Source organism: Oceanobacter mangrovi (genome assembly GCF_019740315.1).
GTDB lineage: Bacteria > Pseudomonadota > Gammaproteobacteria > Pseudomonadales > Oceanobacteraceae > Oceanobacter > Oceanobacter mangrovi.
The window spans coordinates 310,987-334,584 of sequence record NZ_JAHXZR010000003.1 but is presented as its reverse complement, the minus strand read 5'-3'; the positions used below and the strand labels follow the sequence as shown (position 1 = coordinate 334,584).

Here is a 23,598-nt window from a genome sequence, read left to right as displayed (position 1 = left end):
AATCGCCTGTTTAGAGAGCACAGTCGCTTTTCCAGTCGTAGGTGCTGGCAAAAGCTTCTGCCGCTGAGATAAGAGTTGCGTCATCCATGATTTTTCCGACCAGCATCAGCCCTACCGGCAACCCCTTGAGAGTGCCACAGGGAATCGAAAACGCCGGATGGCCGGTAACATCGAACGGCATGGTGTTTTGCAACATGTTGCTGGCATCGATCAATTCCGACACCGGTGCATCAGCTGGCGGCAGCTTGTCGGCAGTGTGCGGGTTCGTCGGCATCACAATCATGTCGTACTCCGCGAACACCTGGTCATAGGCATCTCGCAATGCCATGGCCAGATTCTGGGCCTTGGCATGGTAACGACCGTGGTATTTGGTGCGCATGTGCTCGCCAAGGAACAGCATTGATGTGGCGGTGTACGGCAGCTGATCCGGACGTGAACGCCAGCGACTGCCAAAGGCTTCGACCAGTGAAGTGGCGTACAAGCCGTTCCAGTTATCACCCTGGCCACTGCCGTGGAAAATCAGCTGCGCCGCGCCTTCCATCACAATGCCGGTGTGAATGGCACAGCCGTCGAGATGCATCGGCACACTGACCTCATCAACCTCGGCACCTAACGCCCGATAGTGGTCCATGGCGGTATGCACCACAGCTTCCATCTCGGCATCGCTGTTGGCGTGGCCAAACCCTTCTTTCAGCACACCAATTTTCATGCCCTTGACGCCGTTGCCCAGCGCCGCCAGGTAGTCCTGCGGGCGGGAACGCACGGTGCGTGGATCATAAGGGTCTTCACCAGCGATCACGGTCAGCAGTTTGGCGACGTTTTCCGGGCTGTCACACATCGGACCCAGGTGGTCCATGGAGTAAACAATCGGCATCGCACCGGTGGCGGGAACCAGGCCCCAGGATGGCTTGAGGCCATATACACCACACCAGGCGGCAGGGGTACGTACTGAACCGCCCTGATCACCACCAATCGACATGGTGACTTCACCGGCAGCGACCAGAGCTGCGTTACCACCAGAAGAACCGCCAGCGGAATGTTCCGTATTGCGTGGATTCAGGATCGGGCCCGTCTCACAGGTATAGCTCTGGCTGGAGGTACACAGGGCTTCGCATGCAGCTTTACCGGCAATGGTACCACCAGCGGCCAGTACCCGGCTGACAACGGTAGCGTCGATATCTGGAACAAACCCTTCCAGCACCCGTGTACCGTTCATCATCGGTACGCCAGCGACACAGATGTTGTCCTTGATGGCTATCTTGTGGCCCGCCAGCAAACCGCTGCTGGCGCCTTTGATATCGGTTTTCCAATACCAGGCCTTGTAAGGGTTTTCTTCATCCGTTGGGGCCCAGCCGGTATCTCGCGGATAGTCAGTACGTGGCTTGGGTTCGTTGAGTTCATCGATACGATCGTAGTCACGGGCAATCGGCTTGAGAAACTCCGCATACATGGCTGCATCGTCAGCCGTGATGCTCATTCCAAAGCGTTTCGCCATCTCCTCAATCTGTTGTTGGCTTGGTGCCAGTACCTTGCGTGACATGGGTGTGTCCTTGTTCAGGGGTAAAAATCCCGTTCATAAGACGTCACCGCGCTCGCTCTGAACATCAACATTTATGTCGATACTCCGCTTCTCATCGCTGCGGCACGATGAATAACGAAGATGCAGAAACTCGTCTGTGGCCTTGCCGACGAGCAGAACGACAACAGGAAGCGGGGAACTCCCGACTATCCATTCATGGAATTTGATCAAGAGCGAGAATCACTGTGAAGCAACTGTTTACCCGTACCACCAGCACCCTGCCCCCACTACGCCGTCTGCTCACCCCTTTCGTTATGGGCGCGGCGCTGATGGGCGCAACGCTCAATACCCAGGCTGCCGAAGACAAGCTGAACGTTTATGTCAGCTTTGGTTTTTATGGCAATACCTGGATGGAACAAAACCGCAACATGATGGAAGCCCTGGCGGCCAGCAAGGACTATAAGGACAAGATCAATCTCAAGGTTCAGGTGGTTGGCAACGGTGATCCCCAGCGCCAGTCACAACAGATCAACGCCATGACAGAAGCTGGTGCCGATGTGATTGTGTTGTATCCGGTTTCCCCTACAGCTCTTAACCGCGCCATCAAAAACGCCTGCCGTCGTGGTGTGACTGTGATGACCTGGGATTCCACCGTTACAGAATCCTGTGCCACCAACGTACACGCCGACAACAAGCTCCAGGCTGAACATCAGGCCCAGTGGATCGCCGACAAACTCGAAGGCAAAGGCAATATTCTGATGATCAACGGCCTCAATGGCGCTGCAGCCAGTGATGACCGGGTGAAAGCCGCCAAGGCGTTGTGGTCAAAATATCCAGGACTCAAGGTTGTTGGTGAGGTCGAAGGCAAGTGGAGTGACCCTGTCGTCCGTGAAGAAGTCAGCAAGTTTATGGCGGTGCGCAGCTGGAACGACATCGACATGGTCTTTGCCCAGCTGGGTTGCTACCCGGTATACGCGCTGCAGGATGAAGCCGGTATCGCCGATGCTGACAAGGTGCCTTGTGCCGGTTCAGCAGAAAATGCTGAGCGCCTGGCATTACTGCCAGCGGATACCAAAGTGGATGGTGCCAGCGGTTCCTATCGCCCGATGGGAATCGATGGCTACACCTTTGAAGTTGGACCTGCCATGGGGGCGCAGGCGTTGAAATATGGTGTAGATGCCAAACTGGCTGGCAAAAAACTGGACCATGACATAGTCATGCCAGCCAAAGTCGTTACAGCAGATAACGCCAAGCTGTGTACGACGGCTGACTTTGCCGATCTGTCTTCGGGTTGCAATACCTTCTCACCAGCACTGGCTCCTAATCCGGAAACCTCAACCGCTGTCTACAGCGAAGAACTGCCTCAGCTGAATCTGAACGCCTCCCTGACCGGTACCCCGGAATACTGAGTTAACCCAGCCACCTGGCCGCGGCCGGGTGGCAATCTCCGCAGGATATCTCATGAACGCAATTGAAATGATCGGGGTACGCAAGGCATTTGGCCCCACTGTCGCGCTGGAAAGCGTGTCGACCAAAATTCACGCAGGTACCGTTCATGCCCTGCTGGGCGAAAACGGTGCCGGTAAATCCACCACGGTAAAAATGCTCAGTGGTCTGCTCCGACCAGATCAGGGCCAGCTGATGGTGCATAACCGCGAAGTCATTCTGGAAAGCCCGCAGCAGGCGCATGCCCTCGGTATCCAGACTGCATTTCAGGAAATGACCCAGATCCCTGATCTGACGGTTACTCAAAATCTGCTGATTCCCTACGAGCCGCGCAACCTGCTCGGTTTGCTGGATCGCCGTGCAGCCTATCAACAGGCCAGCAAGATTCTGCAAGACCTGGATCTGGCCGAGATCAACCCGAATGCGATTGTGGGTGAGCTGGATCTGGCACTGCGCCAGAAAATCGAAATCGCCCGAGCGGTGTCGCGTCAGCCGAAAATCCTGTTGCTGGATGAGCCGACCTCGGCGCTGACCGGTAAGGATATGGAATGGCTTGGCCGCATCATTGCGCGCTTAAAAGCCCAGGGCACCACCATTATTTTTATCTCTCACCGGATGATGGAAATTCGTGATTATTGCGACCGCCTGACGGTACTGCGCAACGGCCAAGCCGTACACGAAGGTGCAGTGGAAGACGTGACTGACGAAGAGATTGTGCGGCTGATCATTGGTCGCAGCCTCACCGCCACCTTCCCCGTGCGAGTGGATAGCAGCCGTGATGAGGTACCGGCGCTGGCCATTAATAACGTCTCGGTCGGCAAGCGCCTGCGTAACGCCAGCTGCCAGCTCAAACAGGGCGAGGTGCTGGGCGTTGCCGGTTTGCAGGGCATGGGACAGCTGGAACTGTTCAAGGCCTGTTTTGGGGTCAGTTTGCCGACCGCCGGGTCGATTTCGGTGTATGGCCAGGACATCACCATTACTTCACCGGCGGATGCTATCAAGTCCGGTATTGACATGGGCTTTATCCCGGAAGACCGCAAAACCGAGGGCCTGTTTATGCCCCTTAGCGGTCGTCACAACATCAGTTTGCCGATTATTGACCGTTTCGCCCGCTTCGGACTGGTTAACACCGAAGCCGAGTCCAAAGCGGTGGCGGAATCGCTGGTCACCATGCAGGTCGCCGAACGTGGCTTGACCATGCCGCCTTCTGCTTTCAGTGGTGGTAACCAGCAAAAGATGATCATGGCGCGCTGGCTGGTGGCCGGTAGCCGCATTCTGCTGATGTACGACCCGACTCGTGGCGTTGATATCGGCACCAAATCCGAGATTTACAAACTGATTCGCCAGTTCGTGGCCGATGGCGGCTCGGTGCTGCTGTATTCCACCGAAATTGAAGAAGTAGTGAATCTCTCTGACCGGGTGCTGGTGTGTTACGACGGCGAGATCGCCGCCACCCTTGGAGGCCCGGACCAGCAAGAGGAGATCAGCGAAGAAGCGATTATGGAAATTGCGCTCGGCCACAAACACCCAAGCCAGCACGAACCACAAATTGCACAACAGCAGTCGCCAGCATCCGCGCCATCGGCGGCGGAGCCTGCGTCACAAGTCCCGACCGACAAGCTTGCGGTCGAAGGAGTCTGATTGATGAATACCCAGGTTATGAATTCCCCGGCAATTAGTCCGGTCAGTATCGACTGGCGAGCCAATCTGAAACGCAATCAGGGGCTGGTGCTCAGCGTCGGTTTTTTCGCTCTGCTGATTCTTGTGACTGCACTGGTGAACGGTCGTGCGCCAAGCTATTTCGGCATAAGCATGTTGATTGCCAGCGCGACAACATTGGCACTGGCGGCCATTGGTCAGTCGGTCATTGTGATTGGTGGTGGTCTGGATTTGTCGGTCGGAGCGATTGTGGGCTTCACCCAGGCCATGATGGTGATGTATTTCACCGATCTGGGGCTGCCGCCTTATCTGCTGATCGCCATTGCGGTTGGCTTCGGCATGCTGGCTGGTGCCATTAACGGCTTTTTTGTCTCCGTGGTCGGATTGCAGCCCATTATCGTGACGCTCGCCACCATGTTTACCCTGCAGGGCATCACCCTGTTGATCCTGCCGCAGCCAGGTGGCCTGGTGCCGGATGAGCTGATGGCTACCCTGCTTGACGACCTGGTTATGGATGTTATTCCTGGCCCGGTGGTGGTACTGGTCGTCGCGCTGCTGGTGTGGGGGGTGATCAAAAAGACCTCTCTCGGTACCAGTATTTTCGCTGCTGGCAGCGATAGCCATTCTGCCCAGCTGGCCGGTATCAAGGTCAAAACCGGTGTTTGGGCCAGCTATGTGATTGGTGGTGGTTTCTACGGTGCTGCCGGTGCCTTTGTTGCTGCACAGTCTGGTGCCGCTGATCCATTAATTGGTGCGCCGCTGCTGGTGTCCAGCCTCACCGCTGTGATGCTGGGTGGCACCTTGCTTGGTGGTGGTCGTGGTTCAGCTATTGGTTCGGTATTTGGTGCCCTGACCCTGATCGCCATGGTCAACCTGCTGCTGGCGCTTGGAGCCCCCAACTATCTGACGGCTGGTCTGGAAGCTCTGGTATTGCTGTTGGCGGTGGTGATCAATCGCCAGGCTGGCAACAGCAGCGAAAGTGAAATCCGCCGTCTTGGTCTGTCGCTCAAGCAACTGGGCAAATCCGTATCGTCAGGTAGCAAAGGCGTGGCACCGGCGTTCCGTCTGCCTTCCCTGCAAGACCTGATTCCCAAAACCGATCGCAAGTTTATCCTGCCCGCCTGGATCGGCATGCTGGTGCTGGCCGTTGTCGCAGCGCTGTATTACGGCGATGCCTTTAACGCACTGCGTTATGTCGACCGCCTGTTGCTGTTGGGTGCGTTCCTGGCGGTACTGGTACTGGGGCAGGGCACAGTGATCATGAGTGGTGGTTTTGACCTGTCGATCGCTGCCAGCGTCACTCTCTGTGGTGTGGTCGGTGCGATGCTGATGAACGGTTCTGATATCGCACTGCTGTGGGCAGTACCTGTGACGCTGGGCGTTGGTGTACTGATTGGTTTGGCCAATGGCCTGCTGGTGGCTGTGGTCGGGTTATCGCCGATTGTCGCCACACTGGCGGTAGGCGGCATTCTGCAAACCCTGTCGATGTTTGTTTCCGGCGGAACGCCTTCTGGTGACGCGGCCCCCCTGCTGCACTGGCTGGTGAACGGCAAGCTGGGTGTCTTTACTCCACTGTCTTTGCTGATCTTCCTGTTTGTGCTGGGTGGTGTGGTGTTGATGTCCTGCACTACGTTCGCCCGCCGTCTGGTGTCGGTGGGTATCAACGCCCGTGCGGCGATGATGTGTGGCGTTAACGTGCGCAACCTGACCATCGGCTGCTATGTGATTTCAGGTCTGTGTGCTGGTTTGGCCGGGCTGCTTTTGACCGGCTTCCTGGGTCGCGCCAGTCTCTCACTGGGTGATAACTATCTGTTGCCCACCGTGGCGGCGGTGGCTGTGGGTGGCACCTTGATCACTGGTGGTCGTGGCCACTATCTGGGCATGTTTGGTGGCGTACTGGCTCTGACTGCACTGCAAATCCTGCTCAGTGGTACACCTCTGCCTCCGGCGGTACGTGACATCACACTGGGACTGGCCGTGATGTTGGCGGTGATTTTCCTGCGCGACAAAGCACAACGATAAACAGCACCGGCTGCTCCGGACACCCGAATGTCCGGAGCCCTACCCGATCCTCTTTTGCCACCGCAGGAATAAACCGTGCTCGCCATCCATTATTCTTCACAGCATCAGCCTTCAGCCACATCCGTCAATCAAACGGCTGTACAGGCGCTCCCGAAAAGAGCGATAAGTACCCATAGCCCTGCTCAGGTCATGCATATCCAGCATCTGGGGCCTGTCCGGGCGTATCCGTTGTGCTCCGAGAGCATCAGCGCCATTGGCCGTAGCGCTCAGAACGATGTGCTGCTAATTCGTCTGGATCGTGGTTTTCTAAGCCTGAACCTGGCTGATCGACAGCTTTGCCCAGCGGTAGGTGACTGGATTATTTTTGATGCCAGTTTCCACAACAGTTTCCGAACAGCAGAAGGGTTTGTCGGTCTCTGCGTGCGAGTTCCGAAGGAACGACTGGCAACACGGATTGCCACTCTCACAGATTTTCGCCCCCACGACCTGACAAACAACAGTCCAATGGGCAGCCTCGCTTGTCGACTGATTTCAGAATCACTGGAATTGCGGCTGAGTGGAGACTCTGGCACTGCCTGGCACCTGGCCAACGCTATCATCGACGCTCTGGCTGCGGCACTGAATGACAGTATCTATGTCCAGGGCCCGGAAACGAACGGCCGTGGTGCCAGTCAACTTGAACGAGCCAAATCGATCATGCTGGCTGGCCTCGATGACCCATTGCTGAACATTGACCTGGTCGCCGGACAGGTCGGTGTTTCCCGCCGAACTCTCAACCGTCTGTTCAACGCTGAGCAAACCACGCCGACTCGCTGGCTGTGGGCACAACGACTTGAACGTAGCAAGGTAATGCTGGAAGCTCGCCAGGACATTCGGGTAACGGATGTTGCACTGAACTGTGGGTTCAGTGATTTTTCGCATTTCAGCCGGGTGTTCAAATCCCGCTTTGGCGTGACCCCACGCAGCCTGTTGGCCGCAGCGGATGAATAATTACCCCTGATCAACAGGCATAAAAAAGCGGCTGATTTTCAGCCGCAAAACGTGTCAGGCAACGGCTTCCTTAAATAGCTTCGCTCACAGCTACAGGTTTCGGCGGCTCGGCGGGCGCATGGTGGTGATGGTGATGGACGTGGTCATAATCCGGTTTTGGCAAATCACGACGGAAAACAATCGGTTTGCCATGTTCGGTATGCAGGAATGATCGGCGCCACGCTTCAACGGCTTCTGCCATTTCAGCATCGTTCATCATGTCGAGCGATTCCAGCAGTTCAAACAACGCTGTAGCCCATTGGCGGTAATAGGCGTCTTCGCTGGTTTCATCAGGGCGCTGCGGGTTGGCCTTGATTTCCTTGCTGAAAGTATCAACCCAGGTATCGCGGGTGAAATGGCCCGCTTTCGACAAGGCAAACGCCAGACCAAACACCTGGGCATGCCAGGGTTCGCCAAATTTTGGCGCGTCCATGCCCTCGGCCAGCAGGTTGCTGCCCTGGCGGCAGGGATCAAGCGCTTCGGCCAGGGACTGGCTTTCAAAATCAGTCATCGGCTTGCTCCTGTTCCGGGATCAGATAGGTCTCGTACATTTCGATGTACACAGCGTCTTTCGGGCCTGCGGATTCGCCCCACAATTCTTTGCCGTCAAAGCGCACTGAGTAGGTGTGGCAGGCCACTTCCGGGTCATGAATGGTGCGCTTGTCGGCGTAGAAAAACGGCCCACGATATTCGTGAATAACTCCCACATGACCACGAATATAGCGTGGCAGACGGGTGTGGGTTTTCGGGTGGATGTTTTTGGTACGTACCCGATCACCTTTTTTGAACAGTGGCGCGTGATCGACCTGGCCATGCTTGTTGTGATTGGTGGCGACGATAGCGGCGACAGCTTCAGCGGGAACTGCTTTCAGTTTGGCCACCCAGTCAGGCACGCCTTCAGTGGCCTTGCCGGTGCGCAGTTCTTCTTCGGTAGCGATACCCAGTTCAACCAGCAGGGTGGCGGTACCGTCCAGCCAGTGTTCGTAGTAGGGCGACTTCAGCCAGCGCAAGGCGGGGATGCGCTCCATGGCATGACGGGATTCATCCGCAGTATACAAGCCTGCCATCAACGACAGGATGTTGACTCCGAAGGTGCGCCGTTCCCATTCTTCGTGGAATACCGGTTCGTTATCTTCAAACGGCATTGGCCCGAAGCCGGTCATGCCACCAAGGTCGTGGATGCTGTTCATGCGGATGCCTCCTGAGCGGCCAGTTGCTCTGGTGTCAGTGGCAGGCCGGTACCGATCATGGAGTCACGGGTCACCAGTTTCGCCAGTTGCTCTTCGCTCCAGCCGTCGGTGCCAGCAGGGCGCATTGGCAGCACCAGATAGCGCAGTTCGTTGTTGGAATCCCAGACCCGTACCTCGACGTCGTCGGCGATGGTCAGGCCAAATTCCTTCAGCACTTCACGCGGTTCAATCACCACTCGCGAACGGTAGGCAGCGGTTTTGTACCACATGGGAGGCAGGCCCAGCGTCGGCCATGGATAGCAGGAGCACAGGGTGCAGACGGTGACGTTGTGGACCTCGGCCGTGTTCTCGCACACCACCATGTATTCGCCATCAAAGCCGCTGTAACCCAGCTCCAGAATCGCCGCGGTGGCATCTGTCATCAGCCGCTGGTGGTAAGCCTCGTCGCTCCAGGCACGGGCGACGACACGGGCACCGTTCTTCGGCCCCAGCTGGTGTTCGAAGATATCGACAATGGTATCGACCGCCCCGGCTTCCAGCAGGCCTTTTTCAATCAAGACCTGCTCCATCGCCTTGATGCGTAATGCCGCTTCCGATGGTGGCTCTGTGCCGTGATGTTCATCAGTCATAACAATTTCTCGCTCCCATATAACAGGTGCTCAGGCTTGGAATAGCGCCCAAGTAACGTCACTATTGGCCAAATTTCAACGTCAGACTTGGACGGGTTGGTCAGATTATTGGACTCTGTTGGCCATAACAGGCGATCCAGAGACAATCCTGACAAAGGAAAGTAAAGACCCAAAACAAAGCGATCAGGGAAGGAAATTGATCCTTGTCGTCAGCTAATGCAAATCGTACATGGATCTTTCAAAAGGCTCTGGTTCGCCAGAGTCGGAGACGAGCTTACTGAGGGAGCGGTTCAGGACGTGCTGCCTCAACCGCTAAATCCCGCAATCAAATCACTTGTACACAGTCGCAAAGACACGCGCCGGGAAACTGGCCATTTCAAGTCGCGGTGGTACGGCAGTCAAGTAAGCACCGGTCTTTGGCAACGCTTTCAGATTCGTCATGTCTTCAATGATAATGATCTTGTGTTCCAGCAACAGGTGGTGCACCGGAATGGTTTCATTCTTGTCGATGTTATCCACCAGTGGAGTATCAATTCCTACCATAGACGCACCGTGATCCACCAGCCACTGGGCCGATTCCACCGACAGGTACGGCGGTTTGTTGGCATATTCCGGGGTGTCAAACTTGTCAGAGTGACCGCTGGCAAACATCACGGCCTTGCCTTTTACATCCAGTCCCTTGAGATCTTCCACTTCAAATGTCTGACGACTGTCAGGCTTGTTCACGACAACGATCGGAACGTTTACCAAACGCTCTAACGGATACTCAGCAATGGTCATTCCGTGCTCATCTCCATGGTAGGGAGCATCCAGATAAGTCCCGGTAATACCCAGCAGCTTGATGCCGTCTACCAGAGCGCCGTTACCAAAACGCGGCGCGACAGTGTAGTAGTCGGCTTCGCTGAGGCCCGGGTAGGTTTGCATCCCGTTGGTAATTTTGTGGTTCAATTCAATGTAACGCTCGACTTCAGCAGGAGCACCGGCTGATACCGACCCGGCAACCCCCACTCCGGCAGTTAACATCAGGGTTTGGATGCTGCGACGGGCAGCGGCAGATAGCGTAAAAGTCACGTCCATATCCTCCAATGGATTACGAGATTTCATGCCATCAAGGTACGTTGCGGCAGCCAACTGAACTCGGCTTATCTGGCCATCACCTTGTATCTCACGGCCAGCATCTGCAGCACCAGCTTCAAAGTGGACAATGGCTGTGCACGCAATCAACTTCGTCATATCGACAGTTGGCGAGATACTGGTGCCACAGGCTGATCAATTAACGAGAATAAAAAAGTGGTTGGCGCACAGGCAGCCAACCACGAAAGGGTCCCACGGAGGGATGAGCGTCGAAACAAGCAGTATCAGCCGGGTTGGCTATCGACCAGTTTGAGGCCAACGGAGCCGATAACGATCATGCCGATGCAGAGAATCCGGATCAGGCCACCGGGTTCTTTGAGAAACAGGATGCCGACCGCAGTCAGCAAACAGGCACCAATGCCAGCCCACACCGCGTAGGCAGTGGCAACCGGGATGGTGCGCATCGCCAGCGACAGCAAGGTCAGGCTGGCGATGATGAGTATTGCGGTGATAATCGAGGGCCAGAGTCTGGTGAAACCATCACTCTGTTTCAGACCAATCGCCCAGGCGCATTCGAGCACTCCGGCAATCAGCAGATAAACCCAGCCCACGGATCAGGCGCTCCGCAGCACGTCGATGCCCACGGCGCCACCATCGAACTCCTGTACGGCGTCCATCAACACGGTCCAGAGGTAGTCGCTGGAAGCCACGTCACAGAGGATCGAAATCGCTGGCAAGCCGTTGATTTGCTGACGCACCATCACCGCATTCACACGGGCGATAGAGGTCTGGGCAATGCTGCCGAGCGGGAAGTGTTGTTCACGCATATCGACAGCACTGAGCTTGGACAAGACCTCGCCCACGTGTTCGCCAGTCAGCATCAGCCAGGCATGGGAGTCCATGCAGAACAGCGGATAACAGCCCGCCGGGGTTTCGGTCATGCTGGTTGGCAGTTCGCTGATGGCCTTGCCAAGGTCGTTGGGGTTGGCCAGCAGCCAGTATTCACGCTGACTCAGGCGCAGAACCCAGTTGCCTTCGGCGCAGGCAGCGGCGAGGTTCGGCCGTACCGGAATCGGGTACTCCTGACCTGCCAGCCATTCGGCAGTGGCGTTACCACGGAAACCGGTGCGTGGCAGCATGGTCAGTTCAACCACACCGGCTTTTTGGGCGCGGGCAGCGTCGTTGGCGTCAACACGTTTGACAACGCTGGAACCGGAGGCAGTTTTGATCATCTCGGGTTCGCCAGCGGCCGTTTTTGCCAGTCGACGGTAGTTGACGCTGCGGGCGATTTCGTCTTCTGCCCAGCCAACGTGAGCAGGTTGTTCGGTTTTATACAGTTCAGACATGGGTTGTCTCCTGCCGGGCCTGGGCCCGGCCTGCAAATCTGGTTCGGGTGTTGGGCATGGCCCAACCTACAATCGGGTTTGGCGAACGTTCTGTTGGGCATGGCTCATGCCTAACGGCTAATTCGGGGATAAATCCCCTCCTACTGGAGAGGAATTTATTCCCGGCCTGATTGGCTGCCGCCGCATTACATATCCTGGCGAGCCTGCTCTTTATCGAAGAACGGCATTTCCACCACTTCAGCCATCACCACTTCGCCACTGTCGACGCGGATCGGGATCAAGGTGCCCGGTTCGGTCTGGTTGCCCTTGGTACCGAAGCCAACGTAGGCCATACCAATCACGGCACCCACAGTCGGTGAGTATTCACAGGAAGTGACGTTGCCGGTGATATCAGCGGCAGTCAGGTTCTCGGCCAGCACAATGTTGCCCTCTTCCGGCTTGACGCCACGAGCGACAACATCGGCAGGCAGACGGAAGCCGACCAGCTTGCGGCTTTGTGGCCGTTTCATCACGATGTCGACCGCACGCATGCCATTGAAGTACGGCTTCTTGTTGCTGATCGCCCAACCCAGATCCAGTTCGCCCGGATGGCTCATGCCGTCGGTGTCCTGGCTAATGATGATGTGGCCTTTTTCCAGTCGCAGCAGACGCTGGGTTTCAACCCCGAACGGCTTGATGCCATAACCTTCACCGGCGTTCATCAGCAGGTCCCACAGTACTTCGCCATAACGGCTTGGTACGTGGATTTCATAGCCCAGTTCGCCAACAAATCCGACCCGCAGGAAACGCGCAGGAATCGTAGCGCCAGATGGCACCTTGATGCTGCCTTCACGACACGCTAGGTACGGGAAACCGTCCTTGCTGAGGTCGATGTCGGTCAGTTGTTCCAGCACCTTACGGCTGTCAGGGCCTGCCAGGTTAACCGCTGCGAACGCTGCACTGACGTTGGTAATGTCTACCTGCAAGCGCCACTGGGTGTTCCAGAAGGTCATCAGGCGGTACACCGCATCAACACCGGACGTGGTCGCAGTGACGTAGAAGTGGTCGTCGGCAAAGCGACAGGACACACCGTCGTCAACCACCACGCCCTGATCATTGGTGAGGATGGCGTAACGGGTTTTACCAACCGGCTGCTTGAGGAAGCCGAAGGTATAGATGCGGTTCATCAGTTCTGCCGCATCCGGGCCACGGACTTCAATGCCTCCGAGGGTGGATACGTCGATCAGACCGACCTTGCTGCGTACATGCAGGGATTCGGTTTCAATCGCGGTGTTACGAATCTTGCGGGCTACCGGGTTCAGCGGGCTGCCTTCCGGGCCGGTCATCAGCTGGCCAGCCGGTGGATAGAAACCAGGACGTGCCCACACACCAGCAGGAATCATCTTGGCACCCAGCTCAACATGACGGTGGTGCATGGCGGTCTGACGGTAAGGGTCGAAGTTACGACCAGCCATATAAGACAGCTTTTCCGGTGTCAGCGGTGGACGCGCGGTAGTCACGCCGGTTTCTGTCACGGTACGGTTGGTCGATTTGGCCACCAGACGTGCAGTTGGCAGCGCCGAGTGACGGCCTTGTGACGGCCCCATACCCACGGTTGAGAAACGTTTTACCAGCTGTACATCGCGGTAACCCATGCGGGTAGCGTTGATGATGTCCTTGGCTTGCAGGTCTTCGTCGAAATCAACGAAATCCTTGCCTTTGGGATGCTTGAAGATCGGCCACTCAAAGTTCACCACCTTGCCGCAGCTGACGTCGGATTCGCGCTCTTCGGTTTTACCTAACAGTCGCAAGGCTTTAATCGCTGCCTGTTCGCCATCAGCCATCACCGCCTTGAGGCTGTGTTTGGCGTTAACAGAACCGGCAATGTGCAGGTGATCCGGCAGGTTGCGAATGGCAAATTCAGCCCGCTCGTCGTCGTAAGACAGCTGACCGCCAGCCTGACACAACAGCTGGTAGGCTGGCATGTAACCGGCGCTCATGCACAGCAGGTCACAGCGCATGCTTTCACCAACCGGAGCCACTTCGCCCTTGCTGGTGATGGCACGGATTTCAACGCCTTCCAGGTGCTCTTTACCTAACGCTTCATAGACCGTATGACCAAAGCGCACCTTGATACCGGCTTGTTCAACCTGCTTCAGCAGCACGGCGGAAGTCGCTTGTGGACGCATGTCCAGCAAGGTTTTCACTGCGACGCCTTGTTGATGCAAAGCCAGCGCGGTCAGGTAGCCATCGTCGTTACCGGTCAGAACCACAGCGCTCTGGCCCGGCTTGATGGCATACAGTTTCATCATCCGCATGGCGGCAGAACACATCACCACGCCAGGGATATCGTTGCCACGGAACACCACGTGTTGTTCGTAGCTGCCGGTGGCCATGATGCATTCTTGCGCCCGTACCTTGTACAGTCGCTTGCCGTGCAGCACTGGCAGCCAGTTGTCGGCAAACCAGGCGTTACAAACGGACTCGGTCATCACGGTGATGTTGGCATGATCCTGCACTCGCTGGATCAGCTGCAGACGCAGGGCTTCCGGATCAGCCAGATCTTCAAAGGCGGCGTAGGTCAGCGAACCACCCAGTACGGAGGTTTCTTCCAGCAGCAGCACGTCAGCACCACCGTCAGCCGCTTTCAGCGCTGCCGTCAGACCGGCAGGGCCGGAGCCCACCACCACCACGTCGTGATGGAGGAATTGTTTGTCGTGGTAGTCCGGTTTGAAATCCAGGTCGGCAATGCCCAGACCGGCTTTCTTGCGGATAAAACCTTCCCACTTGTCCCAGATGCCTTTTGGCTTGTAGAACGCCTTGTAGTAGAAGCCCACCGGCATAAAACGGCCGAAGTGACCCAGAATCGCGTCCTTGTCCTTCGCCAGGGTGCCGTTAACGTTCTGGCCAGTGACTTTCATATTGCTGGCAGCGGCCATGCGGTCGGCCAGTACGTTGGGTTCGCTGGGCAGCTGCACCAGTGAGTTGGCGTCGTGGCCAGCCATGGTCAGCGGGCCGCGTGGACGGTGGTACTTGAATGAACGTGACCACATCCAGAAATTGTTGGCCAGCAAGGCGCTGCCAATGGTGTCGCCCTTGTAACCGCTGACGGTCTGGCCTTCGAAGCTGAATTGCACGGTCTGGCTGCGATCCAGCAACAGACCCATAGGTTCAGGCAGACGGCTTTGCTGGCCGCTGGCTGGCAGGGAAGCAGCAGTACTCATTCGGTAATCTCCTCTTTAACAGCTTCGGCAGAGGGTTGGGTTGCTGCTGCAGCGTCAGTAGTTGCGGCTGCAGGGAACAAGGTCCGGTCTTCGCTGGGGTCGTAGGTGCGCAGGATCTGGTCAGTGACGCGATGACGCTCGGCAATAAACCAGTAGCCGGAAGCGACGTGATACCACCACTCCTTCGCCACACCGGTACCGTTGTAGGCATAGAAAGTGTGTTCCGCCCACTCCTTGTCCGGGGCGGTTTCAACGTCCGGCAGGCTGGTGACCTCACCGCCGTAGACGAATTCGCTGATGTTGCGTGGCCCGTTTAATGGGCAGGGCATGATTTTCATACATCACTCTCGCTTGCGTATGGACGTTGGCTAACGTCCTCGCATGTTGTTCTGGTGTGCTGTTCTGGTTTGCGGTTGGGCACAACCCAACCTGCAAAAATCGTAGGAGCGAATTTATTCGCGATACCTTCCGTATCGCTGCGGGAATAAATTCCCTCCTGCAGAGCTCCCGTTGGGCATGGCCCAACCTACCGGCTTGCTGCGCCGATCAATGCGATGCGGCGGTGGCACCCATTTCGTTAACCTGGCGGAATTCGCTGAAGCGATCAGCGCCAAATGGCTTGATCAGTTCAGGCACCTTGCCGGTGGCAACCAGCTCGGCCATGGTCTTGCCGCAAATCGGTGTCGACTTGAAGCCCCAGGTGCCCCAGCCAGCGTCGAGGTAGTAGTTCTCGACCGGGCTCAGGCCCATGATCGGCGAGTAGTCGGAGGTCATGTCGGTCAGACCGGTCCACTGGCGCATCAGCTTGAGGTTGGCAACAAACGGGAACAGCTCGACGGCATGGGCCAGCAGTTGTTCTTTCAGCTCCAGCGTCGAACGACTGTTATACAGTGGGTACGGATCGGAACCGCCACCGAACACCAGCTCGCCACGGCCGGTCTGCTGCACGTAGCAGTGGAACGCCGGAGAAGACACCAGTGGGTCGAGGAACGGTTTGACCGGCTGGGTCACCATCGCCTGCAGTGGATAAGTCACGATCGGCAAACGGAAACCGGCTTTTTCAGCCAGCAGTGAGCTGTGGCCAGCTACCGCCTGTACGGCGATTCCACATTCGATGGTGTGCTCGGCACTGCCCTGTTTGGCTTTTACGCCCTTGACCTTGCCGTTCTCGACGATCACATCGGTCACTTCGGTCAGCTGGTGCAGTTCGACACCCCGCTGGGTCGCGCCCTTGGCATAACCCCAGGCAACGGCATCGTGACGGGCAGTGGCGCCGTCGATGTGCCAGAGGCCGCCCAGTACCGGCTGGTGACCCGGATTCATGTTGAGGGTTGGCACCAGCTCACGGATTTGTTGCGGGTCGATCAGCTCGGTCTTGCCGCCGAAATGTTTGTTCACTTCGGTACGCTGACGGAAGCCGCGAATGGCAGCATCGGTATGCGCCAGGGTCAGCTGACCGCGCTTGGAATACATGATGTTGAAATCAAATTCGTTCGACAGATCGCGGAACAACTTCACTGACTCGGCGTAGAACTTCACGCCGTCAGAGGTCAGGTAGTTGGAACGAATAACCGCGGTATTACGAGCGGTGTTACCACCGCCCAGGTAACCCTTTTCCAGAATCGCGACATTGGTGATGCCGTGATACTTGGCAAGGTAATAGGCGGTGGCCACGCCGTGACCGCCGCCGCCGATAATGACCACGTCGTAACGCTTTTTCAGCGCGGTCGGCGGTGGCAGGTCGGCGTCTTTCTCGAATGGGTAGTTATTGCTTAACCCGTATTTCAAGAGTCCAAAAGGCATGGCCTTCTCCTTAAAGCGTCCGGTTCAGGACGCAGATTGCAGCCGCCGTGCGGCGGTCAGGGTGTTTTTCATCAGGCAAGCGATGGTCATTGGGCCAACACCACCGGGAACCGGGGTAATGGCATAGGCCAGCGGTTCAACCGCGGCGTAATCGACATCGCCCACCAGCTTGCGCTGGCCATTGCGTTCAATCACGTTGATACCCACGTCGATGACGGTGGCACCTGGTTTGACCCAGTCGGCACCAATCATTTCCGGGCGACCAACCGCAGCGACGACGATGTCGGCCTGGCTGGCCAGCTCGGCCGCATTGGGAGTACGTGAATGAACAATGGTGACGGTGCAGCTGGCACGCAGCAGCATGGCCGCCATCGGCTTGCCCACGATATTGGAGCGACCCACCACCACAGCGTGCTTGCCGCTGAGGTTGCCGAGGGTCTGTTCCAGCATGATCATGCAGCCCTGCGGGGTGCAGGGTTCCAGCGACTCTTCACCAATGTGCAGGGCACCGACGTTGACCGGATGGAAACCATCAACATCCTTGGCCGGGTCAATGGCACGGATGATCTGGTCTTCGTCGAGATGCTCCGGCAGTGGCAGTTGCACCAGAATACCGTGTACCGACGGGTCGGCATTCAGTTCAGCGACCAGCTGGTTGAGCGTGTCCTGAGTAGTGTCTGCCGGCAGACGGTGTTCAATTGAGTTGAGACCGGATTCGGTAGCGCGGGCAATCTTGTTGCGCACGTATACCTGGCTGGCCGGGTCTGAACCCACCAGCACCACTGCCAGTCCTGGCTTGAGTCCAAATTGTTGCTCGAACAACGCCGCATCGGTCGCTACGTTGTCTAGCACCTGCGCCGAGACGGCTTTTCCATCAATACGAATGGCCATGACCGCTCCCTTATTTAAAGACCACGGTCTTGTTGCCATCGATAAACACACGGTGTTGGGTGTGCAGTTTGACGGCGCGCGCCAGCGCAACGGTTTCGGTGTCACGACCTGCAGAGGTCAGTTGCTCTGGACCCATGGTGTGGTCAACCGTCTGCACGGACTGCTCAATGATCGGACCTTCGTCCAGATCAGCTGTCACATAGTGAGCGGTCGCACCGATCAGCTTCACACCACGGTCATAGGCCTGGTAATAAGGACGCGCGCCTTTGAAACCTGGCAGGAAGGAGTGGTGAATGTTGATCGCGCGGCCTTTCAGTTCGGCACACAGACTGTTGGACAGAATTTGCATGTAGCGCGCCAGTACCACCAGTTCAGAACCGGTTTCCTCGACGATATCCAGCAATACCTGTTCCTGGTCGAGCTTGTTTTCCTTGGTGATTGGCAGGTGCACAAAGCGAATGCCTTCACGTTCGGCCATTGGACGCAGGTCCTGATGGTTGGAAACCACTGCGGTGATTTCCATGTTCAGGTCGCCCTTGTTCTTGCGGTACAGCAGGTCCGCCAGACAGTGGTCCGCCTTGGAAACCATGATCAGGGTTTTCACTGGCGAGCAGGCGTTTTTGAGTGTCCAGTCCATACCAAATTTGATTGCGACGTCCTCGAAACCAGCCTTGATGGCTTCGCACTGGTCGTCACCATCAAAGTTAAAACGGGTACGCATGAAGAAGGTGCCGCTATCAACGTCGTCAAACTGGGACTGTTCGCTGATATAGCAGCCTTTCTCTGCCAGGAAACCGGAAACAGCAGCGACAATACCGCTGCCCGCCGGGCAGGTGGTTTTTAATACGTATTCGTTTTTTGTGTTTTCGTGTGGCATGTCGTTCACCTTGCTATAAGTATTAAGAGGAATCTCCGGGCGCTGGTTATTGATATTTGAACCGCATGCGACCCGCAGAGATGTCTCCCTGCTATTTCTTATCAATCTGTCAGACGTTGCATCTTGTACGTCTAACGCCCATGAGGACGGGATTTATCCACCCTCTTGAGGACGCTAGCAAGTCGCTTGTGATATGCATTGCCACAAACGACCAGAATCTTGCCGATACCGGCTCCAGACAGCAGAGACCGGTATTTATCAGAGTCCGGAGCTGGCAGTCCGGGGTCTGGAGCGAAGCGTTAACTCACGCCACCAGACACCTGTCTCTCCGCTCCTACGAACGGGATCAATAACCGCCGTTCTGGCCTGGAATCCAGCTGGTACCGGCCAGTGGTACACGGGCCATGGCAGCCGCTTCAACGTTCAGGGCAACCAGGTCTTCCGGCTCCAGGTTGCGCAGGTCGTTCTTGCCACAGGCACGCGCCAGGGTTTGTGCTTCCATGGTCAGTACCCGCAGGTAGTTGGCCAGACGGTGACCGGCTTTAACCGGGTCCAGACGCTTGGACAGCTCTGGGTCCTGGGTAGAAATACCGGCAGGGTCCTTGCCTTCCTGGTAGTCGTCGTAGAAACCGGCACCGGAGCCCAGCTTCTTGTATTCGTCTTCCCACTGCGGGTGGTTGTCACCCAGAGCGATCAGCGCAGCCGTACCAATGGCAACCGCGTCAGCACCCAGCGCCATACACTTGGCAACGTCGGCACCGTTACGGATACCACCGGAAACAATCAGCTGAACCTTGCGGTGCATGCCCATTTCCTGCAGTGCCTGTACGGCTTGTGGAATAGCCGCCATGGTTGGGATACCCACGTGTTCGATGAACACTTCCTGAGTCGCCGCAGTACCACCTTGCATACCGTCAACCACGATCACGTCAGCGCCTGCCTTAACCGCCAGCTTGACGTCGTAGTAGGTACGGGTTGCACCCACCTTGATGTAGATAGGTACCTGCCAGTCGGTGATTTCACGCAGTTCCTGGATTTTGATGGCCAGATCGTCCGGGCCAGTCCAGTCAGGGTGACGACAGGCAGAACGCTGGTCGACGCCCATTGGCAGGGTACGCATCTTGGCAACACGGTCAGTAATCTTCTGACCCAGCAGCATGCCGCCGCCGCCTGGCTTGGCGCCCTGGCCCAGTACCACTTCGATGGCGTCAGCCTTGCGCAGGTCATCCGGGTTCATGCCGTAACGGGATGGCAGGTACTGATACACCAGCTTGGTAGACTGACCACGTTCTTCCGGAGTCATACCGCCGTCACCAGTGGTGGTGGAGGTACCGACTTCAGATGCACCACGACCCAGTGCTTCCTTGGCGTTGGCAGACAGTGCGCCAAAGCTCATACCAGCGATGGTAACGGGTGTTTCAATCACGATAGGCTTCTTGGCGAAGCGGGTGCCCAGAGTCACCTGGGTGTTGCACTTCTCACGGTAACCTTCGAGCGGGTAACGTGACATGGAAGCGCCCAGGAACAGCAGGTCGTCAAAGTGAGGAACCTTGCGCTTGGCACCAAAACCACGGATGTCGTAGATGCCGGTTTCGGCAGCGCGACGGATTTCAGCCATGGTGTTCTTGTCAAAGGTTGCTGACTCACGCAGGCCGGTTTGTGTATACGGATCTTTTTCGCTCATCTCTATATCCTCGTATCTGCGTAATCAGTAAGCGCTAACGTTGTCGACTTTGAAGTTGTACAGCTGACGGGCTGAGCCATAACGCTTGAAGCTGGCTGGGTCCTCGTCGATGCCTGCACGGTTGAGCAGGTCAGCCAGGTAATCCAGATGTTCCTGACGCATTTCCTTCTCGATGCAGTCAGCACCCAGAGAAGAAACACTGCCTTTCACAAAGATTTTGGTTTCGTAGAGGGAGTCGCCCAGCGCATCACCAGCGTCACCACAAACCACCAGTGCACCAGCCTGACCCATGAAGCAGCTCATGTGACCAACGCTGCCGCCAACCACGATTTCCACACCTTTCATGGAAATACCACAACGGGCACCGGCGTCGCCTTCGATCACCAGCAGACCACCGTGAGCCGTGGCACCAGCAGACTGGGAAGCCTGGCCTTTAACGCGCACGGTGCCAGACATCATGTTTTCAGCCACGCCCTGACCGGCGTTACCGTGGATCACCACGTGGGCTTTTTTGTTCATGCCAGCGCAGTAGTAACCGGCATGACCTTCAATATCGACGCTCAACGCGGCGTCCAGACCACAAGCGATGTTGTGGTCACCTTTGGCGCCAGTGATTTTCCACTCACGCTCGGTACATTCCTTGGCCTGGTCATGCAGCGCCTGATTGATTTCGCGCAGTGATGTGGTTGCCAAATCCAGAGTTTTCATCGTTTCTACCTCTCTCTTTATTCAGCCTGGGATCAGCTGCGTTCCCAAACGTAGATTTTTGCTGCTTCCGGTTCCCATACCTTGGCGTTTTCAATGCCTGGCAGAGTGGTCAGCGCCTGATACTCAGATGCCATGGCAACGTAGTCTTCGGTTTCTGCCAGTACCGCTGGCTTACAGGCGATCGGGTCACGCACTACGGCAAAACCGTCACGGGTACCGATGGTGAAGGTGAAGAAGCCGTCGAGGTTCTTCAGTGCGTTTTCCAGCGCCTGGGTCAGGGTGTCGCCCTGTTGCAGGCGGTACATCAGATAACCAGCGCCAACTTCGGAGTCGTTTTCGGTTTCGAAGTGAATGCCTTCGCGCTTCAGTTCCAGACGCAGACGGTTGTGGTTGGACAGCGAACCGTTGTGTACCAGACACAGGTCCTCACCGGTGGAGAACGGGTGTGAACCAGCCATGGTGACAGCAGATTCTGTCGCCATACGGGTGTGGCCAATGATGTGAGTACCCTTCATGCCTTTCAGGTTGAAGGTGCCAGCGATCTGTTCTGGCAGACCCACTTCCTTGAGGATTTCGATGGAGTGACCAGCACTCAGGATCAGTACTTCTGGCGCCTTGGCTTCAATGAAGGCAGTCGCAGTCGCTGCATCACAATGCATTTTGAAAACCGCCACGGTGGCGTTCTGGAACCAGCTGACTTCAGCGTTCAGTTCGGCGCGAGCCGCTTCTGCCAGCGCTTCCCAGTCGTAGTTAACGTCTTCGTGACGCAGGGTCAGTTTGGTGCCGTCGGCCACTTCGTCGCCATAGATTGCAAAACCGGCACTGTCCGGGCCACGGTCAGTCATGGCGATCAGCATGGGTTCAAACAAGGCACCCAGCTGGCTCTCCAGAGCCGGATTTTTCAGGTAAAGACCAACGATTCCACACATGGCGTTTTCCTCGTTAATTCGGAGTCAAAATATGTTTTAAAAAAGCTTCGATAACGGCATTCAGGCCGAGCGAAGCCGAGCTGCACTTATCGAAATAAAAGCAGCGGTTATTTTTGGTCAGGTGTCTGGCCTGTTCAGCCAGGGGATTTCTGGTTACCACGCGAGCGTGGTAACCGAATCCACAGGGCTACCACGCAGAGCGTGGGAGCCAGTCGAAGCGCTTAGAAAAACTCGCTGTAACGCTCCACTTCCCAGCTGGATACATGACGGCAGTAATCAATCCACTCATCACGCTTCAGCTTGATAAATTCACCCATCACTTCCTTGCCAATGGCGTTGGTCAGCACGGTATCGGCTTCCAGCGCGTCGATAGCGGCACCCAGGTTCTGTGGCAGGATTTCCACGCCCAATTCATCACGCTGTGCCGCGCTCATGGTGTAGAGGTTTTCGTTCAGTGGCTCACCCGGCTCCAGTTCACGCTCAACACCGTCCATACCAGCGGCGATAATGGCGGCGTGCACCAGATATGGGTTACAGCCGGAGTCTGGCAGGCGGAATTCCAGACGACCGTAAGGAATACGTACCATTGCCGAACGGTTGTTGTCGCCGTAACAGATGTAGGCTGGTGCCCAGGTTGAACCGGAAGCAGAACCACCAACAACCAGGCGTTTGTAGGAGTTCACGGTTGGCGCTGCGATAGCACACAGTGCCTTGGCGTGATGCAACAAACCGGCAGTGAAGTGGTAAGCCAGTTTGGACAGACCCATGCCGTACTTGTCGCTGTCATCACCAAACAGGTTCTTGCCGTTTTCATCCGCAATCGACAGGTGGAAGTGCATGCCGTTACCGGTACGGTTGGCGGCAGGCTTTGGCATAAAGGAGCAGATCATGCCCATTTCGTTAGCGATCTCGCCCGCTGCCATACGAACAAAGGTGAAACGGTCGGCAGAGGTCAGGGCATCGCTGTAGGTGTAGTTGATTTCAAACTGGCCGTTGGCGTCTTCGTGGTCGATCTGATAAACGTCCATATCGACGGCTTGCAGACTTTCAACAAACTTTTCCAGGAACGCACGGGAACGAGACAGGCCTTTGTAGTCGTAGCAAGGCTTGGCCAGGTTATCGGTTTCATCAACCGAACCCAGTGAACCATCGGCGTTACGAGTGAACAGGTAAAACTCAGGTTCCAGACCGGTATTCAGGGTCCAGCCCTTGGCATCCAGACGGGCCAGCTGCTTCTTCAGTACCACACGGCTGTCGTATGGATGCGGCGCACCATTAACGTAACCGTCACAGGCGACACGGGCATAACCCGGCTGCCACGGTACGATGCTGATGCTGTCCAGATCACCACGAGCCAGGAAATCTGGACCATGTGGTGCCATACCCAGACCCCAAACAGCGAAGCCCGCAAAACCAGCGCCGCTTTCTACCACACTCTTCAGGTGCGCTGCCGGAACAGATTTGGTTTTGGCGACACCATGAATATCGACGAACTGTGCCAGTACGTACTTAATGTCGTTATCTACCAAAAACTTTTCTGCTTCGCTCAGTGTCATGGTCGAACTTGCCATACCTAACTCCTCAAGTGC

General features: G+C 56.5%; 20 protein-coding genes. 4 read left to right on the top strand and 16 right to left on the bottom strand.

Annotated features, from left to right (window positions below; all coding sequences use genetic code 11):
• Positions 1-10: 10 nt before the first annotated feature.
• A complete protein-coding gene (locus K6123_RS08280; protein ID WP_221796447.1) occupies positions 11-1,540 on the bottom strand; it encodes an amidase in 1,530 nt (509 codons plus the stop codon).
• Between the two features lie 224 nt (positions 1,541-1,764).
• Here K6123_RS08280 and K6123_RS08275 point away from each other — a divergent pair, with 224 nt between their 5' ends.
• From K6123_RS08275 to K6123_RS08260, 4 genes are all read left to right on the top strand, one after another.
• Positions 1,765-2,928 (top strand): substrate-binding domain-containing protein, encoded by a 1,164-nt coding sequence (locus tag K6123_RS08275; protein WP_221796444.1) that lies wholly within the window; start codon positions 1,765-1,767, stop codon positions 2,926-2,928.
• 52 nt (positions 2,929-2,980) lie between these two features.
• Complete coding sequence (locus K6123_RS08270) at positions 2,981-4,606, top strand: sugar ABC transporter ATP-binding protein (protein WP_221796441.1); 1,626 nt, start codon at positions 2,981-2,983, stop codon at positions 4,604-4,606.
• Positions 4,607-4,609: 3 nt separating this feature from the next.
• A complete protein-coding gene (locus K6123_RS08265) occupies positions 4,610-6,646 on the top strand; it encodes an ABC transporter permease (protein WP_221796438.1) in 2,037 nt (678 codons plus the stop codon).
• A gap of 189 nt (positions 6,647-6,835) precedes the next feature.
• Complete coding sequence (locus K6123_RS08260; RefSeq protein ID WP_221796435.1) at positions 6,836-7,636, top strand: helix-turn-helix transcriptional regulator; 801 nt, start codon at positions 6,836-6,838, stop codon at positions 7,634-7,636.
• 70 nt (positions 7,637-7,706) lie between these two features.
• On the opposite strand, the gene K6123_RS08255 is transcribed toward K6123_RS08260, so the two are convergent.
• From K6123_RS08255 to glnT, 15 genes are all read right to left on the bottom strand, one after another.
• The gene (locus K6123_RS08255; RefSeq protein ID WP_221796432.1) at positions 7,707-8,186 is read right to left on the bottom strand and encodes a nitrile hydratase accessory protein; all 480 of its coding nucleotides are present in this window, start codon (positions 8,184-8,186) and stop codon (positions 7,707-7,709) included.
• Positions 8,179-8,865 (bottom strand): nitrile hydratase subunit beta, encoded by a 687-nt coding sequence (gene nthB / locus K6123_RS08250; protein WP_221796429.1) that lies wholly within the window; start codon positions 8,863-8,865, stop codon positions 8,179-8,181. Before nthB ends, K6123_RS08255 begins: the two co-directional genes overlap by 8 nt.
• Entirely contained in the window at positions 8,862-9,494 is a 633-nt protein-coding gene (gene nthA / locus K6123_RS08245; protein ID WP_221796426.1) for a nitrile hydratase subunit alpha, read from the bottom strand. Before nthA ends, nthB begins: the two co-directional genes overlap by 4 nt.
• A 330-nt stretch (positions 9,495-9,824) precedes the next feature.
• On the bottom strand, positions 9,825-10,727 hold the full coding sequence (locus tag K6123_RS08240; protein ID WP_221796423.1) for a cyclase family protein: 903 nt from the start codon (positions 10,725-10,727) through the stop codon (positions 9,825-9,827).
• 125 nt (positions 10,728-10,852) lie between these two features.
• Positions 10,853-11,179, bottom strand: coding sequence for a DMT family transporter (locus tag K6123_RS08235; protein WP_221796420.1), 327 nt, complete (start codon positions 11,177-11,179; stop codon positions 10,853-10,855).
• A gap of 3 nt (positions 11,180-11,182) precedes the next feature.
• The gene (locus K6123_RS08230; RefSeq protein WP_221796417.1) at positions 11,183-11,914 is read right to left on the bottom strand and encodes an aminomethyltransferase family protein; all 732 of its coding nucleotides are present in this window, start codon (positions 11,912-11,914) and stop codon (positions 11,183-11,185) included.
• Positions 11,915-12,099: 185 nt separating this feature from the next.
• Complete coding sequence (locus K6123_RS08225; RefSeq protein WP_221796413.1) at positions 12,100-15,117, bottom strand: FAD-dependent oxidoreductase; 3,018 nt, start codon at positions 15,115-15,117, stop codon at positions 12,100-12,102.
• The gene (locus tag K6123_RS08220) at positions 15,114-15,455 is read right to left on the bottom strand and encodes a sarcosine oxidase subunit delta (RefSeq protein ID WP_221796412.1); all 342 of its coding nucleotides are present in this window, start codon (positions 15,453-15,455) and stop codon (positions 15,114-15,116) included. Before K6123_RS08220 ends, K6123_RS08225 begins: the two co-directional genes overlap by 4 nt.
• A 208-nt stretch (positions 15,456-15,663) precedes the next feature.
• The gene (locus K6123_RS08215; protein WP_221796409.1) at positions 15,664-16,920 is read right to left on the bottom strand and encodes an FAD-dependent oxidoreductase; all 1,257 of its coding nucleotides are present in this window, start codon (positions 16,918-16,920) and stop codon (positions 15,664-15,666) included.
• Positions 16,921-16,944: 24 nt separating this feature from the next.
• Positions 16,945-17,811 (bottom strand): bifunctional methylenetetrahydrofolate dehydrogenase/methenyltetrahydrofolate cyclohydrolase FolD, encoded by an 867-nt coding sequence (folD, locus tag K6123_RS08210; RefSeq protein WP_221796406.1) that lies wholly within the window; start codon positions 17,809-17,811, stop codon positions 16,945-16,947.
• Between the two features lie 10 nt (positions 17,812-17,821).
• Entirely contained in the window at positions 17,822-18,688 is an 867-nt protein-coding gene (gene purU, locus K6123_RS08205; protein ID WP_221796403.1) for a formyltetrahydrofolate deformylase, read from the bottom strand.
• Between the two features lie 346 nt (positions 18,689-19,034).
• Complete coding sequence (locus K6123_RS08200) at positions 19,035-20,372, bottom strand: FMN-binding glutamate synthase family protein (RefSeq protein ID WP_221796399.1); 1,338 nt, start codon at positions 20,370-20,372, stop codon at positions 19,035-19,037.
• A 24-nt stretch (positions 20,373-20,396) separates the two neighbouring features.
• Positions 20,397-21,080, bottom strand: coding sequence for a GltB/FmdC/FwdC-like GXGXG domain-containing protein (locus tag K6123_RS08195; RefSeq protein ID WP_221796396.1), 684 nt, complete (start codon positions 21,078-21,080; stop codon positions 20,397-20,399).
• Between the two features lie 32 nt (positions 21,081-21,112).
• Complete coding sequence (locus K6123_RS08190; protein WP_221796393.1) at positions 21,113-22,009, bottom strand: class II glutamine amidotransferase; 897 nt, start codon at positions 22,007-22,009, stop codon at positions 21,113-21,115.
• A 221-nt stretch (positions 22,010-22,230) separates the two neighbouring features.
• Positions 22,231-23,580, bottom strand: coding sequence for a type III glutamate--ammonia ligase (gene glnT / locus K6123_RS08185; protein ID WP_246624683.1), 1,350 nt, complete (start codon positions 23,578-23,580; stop codon positions 22,231-22,233).
• Positions 23,581-23,598 lie beyond the last annotated feature (18 nt).

Coding starts and splice junctions, on each gene's coding strand:
- K6123_RS08280 (WP_221796447.1), bottom strand. CDS start 1,540: ATGTCACGCAAGGTACTGGCACCAAGCCAACAACAGATTGAGGAGATG.
- K6123_RS08270 (WP_221796441.1), top strand. CDS start 2,981: ATGAACGCAATTGAAATGATCGGGGTACGCAAGGCATTTGGCCCCACT.
- K6123_RS08265 (WP_221796438.1), top strand. CDS start 4,610: ATGAATACCCAGGTTATGAATTCCCCGGCAATTAGTCCGGTCAGTATC.
- K6123_RS08260 (WP_221796435.1), top strand. CDS start 6,836: ATGCATATCCAGCATCTGGGGCCTGTCCGGGCGTATCCGTTGTGCTCC.
- K6123_RS08255 (WP_221796432.1), bottom strand. CDS start 8,186: ATGACTGATTTTGAAAGCCAGTCCCTGGCCGAAGCGCTTGATCCCTGC.
- nthB (WP_221796429.1), bottom strand. CDS start 8,865: ATGAACAGCATCCACGACCTTGGTGGCATGACCGGCTTCGGGCCAATG.
- nthA (WP_221796426.1), bottom strand. CDS start 9,494: ATGACTGATGAACATCACGGCACAGAGCCACCATCGGAAGCGGCATTA.
- K6123_RS08240 (WP_221796423.1), bottom strand. CDS start 10,727: ATGACGAAGTTGATTGCGTGCACAGCCATTGTCCACTTTGAAGCTGGT.
- K6123_RS08230 (WP_221796417.1), bottom strand. CDS start 11,914: ATGTCTGAACTGTATAAAACCGAACAACCTGCTCACGTTGGCTGGGCA.
- K6123_RS08225 (WP_221796413.1), bottom strand. CDS start 15,117: ATGAGTACTGCTGCTTCCCTGCCAGCCAGCGGCCAGCAAAGCCGTCTG.
- K6123_RS08220 (WP_221796412.1), bottom strand. CDS start 15,455: ATGAAAATCATGCCCTGCCCATTAAACGGGCCACGCAACATCAGCGAA.
- K6123_RS08215 (WP_221796409.1), bottom strand. CDS start 16,920: ATGCCTTTTGGACTCTTGAAATACGGGTTAAGCAATAACTACCCATTC.
- folD (WP_221796406.1), bottom strand. CDS start 17,811: ATGGCCATTCGTATTGATGGAAAAGCCGTCTCGGCGCAGGTGCTAGAC.
- purU (WP_221796403.1), bottom strand. CDS start 18,688: ATGCCACACGAAAACACAAAAAACGAATACGTATTAAAAACCACCTGC.
- K6123_RS08200 (WP_221796399.1), bottom strand. CDS start 20,372: ATGAGCGAAAAAGATCCGTATACACAAACCGGCCTGCGTGAGTCAGCA.
- K6123_RS08195 (WP_221796396.1), bottom strand. CDS start 21,080: ATGAAAACTCTGGATTTGGCAACCACATCACTGCGCGAAATCAATCAG.
- K6123_RS08190 (WP_221796393.1), bottom strand. CDS start 22,009: ATGTGTGGAATCGTTGGTCTTTACCTGAAAAATCCGGCTCTGGAGAGC.
- glnT (WP_246624683.1), bottom strand. CDS start 23,580: ATGGCAAGTTCGACCATGACACTGAGCGAAGCAGAAAAGTTTTTGGTA.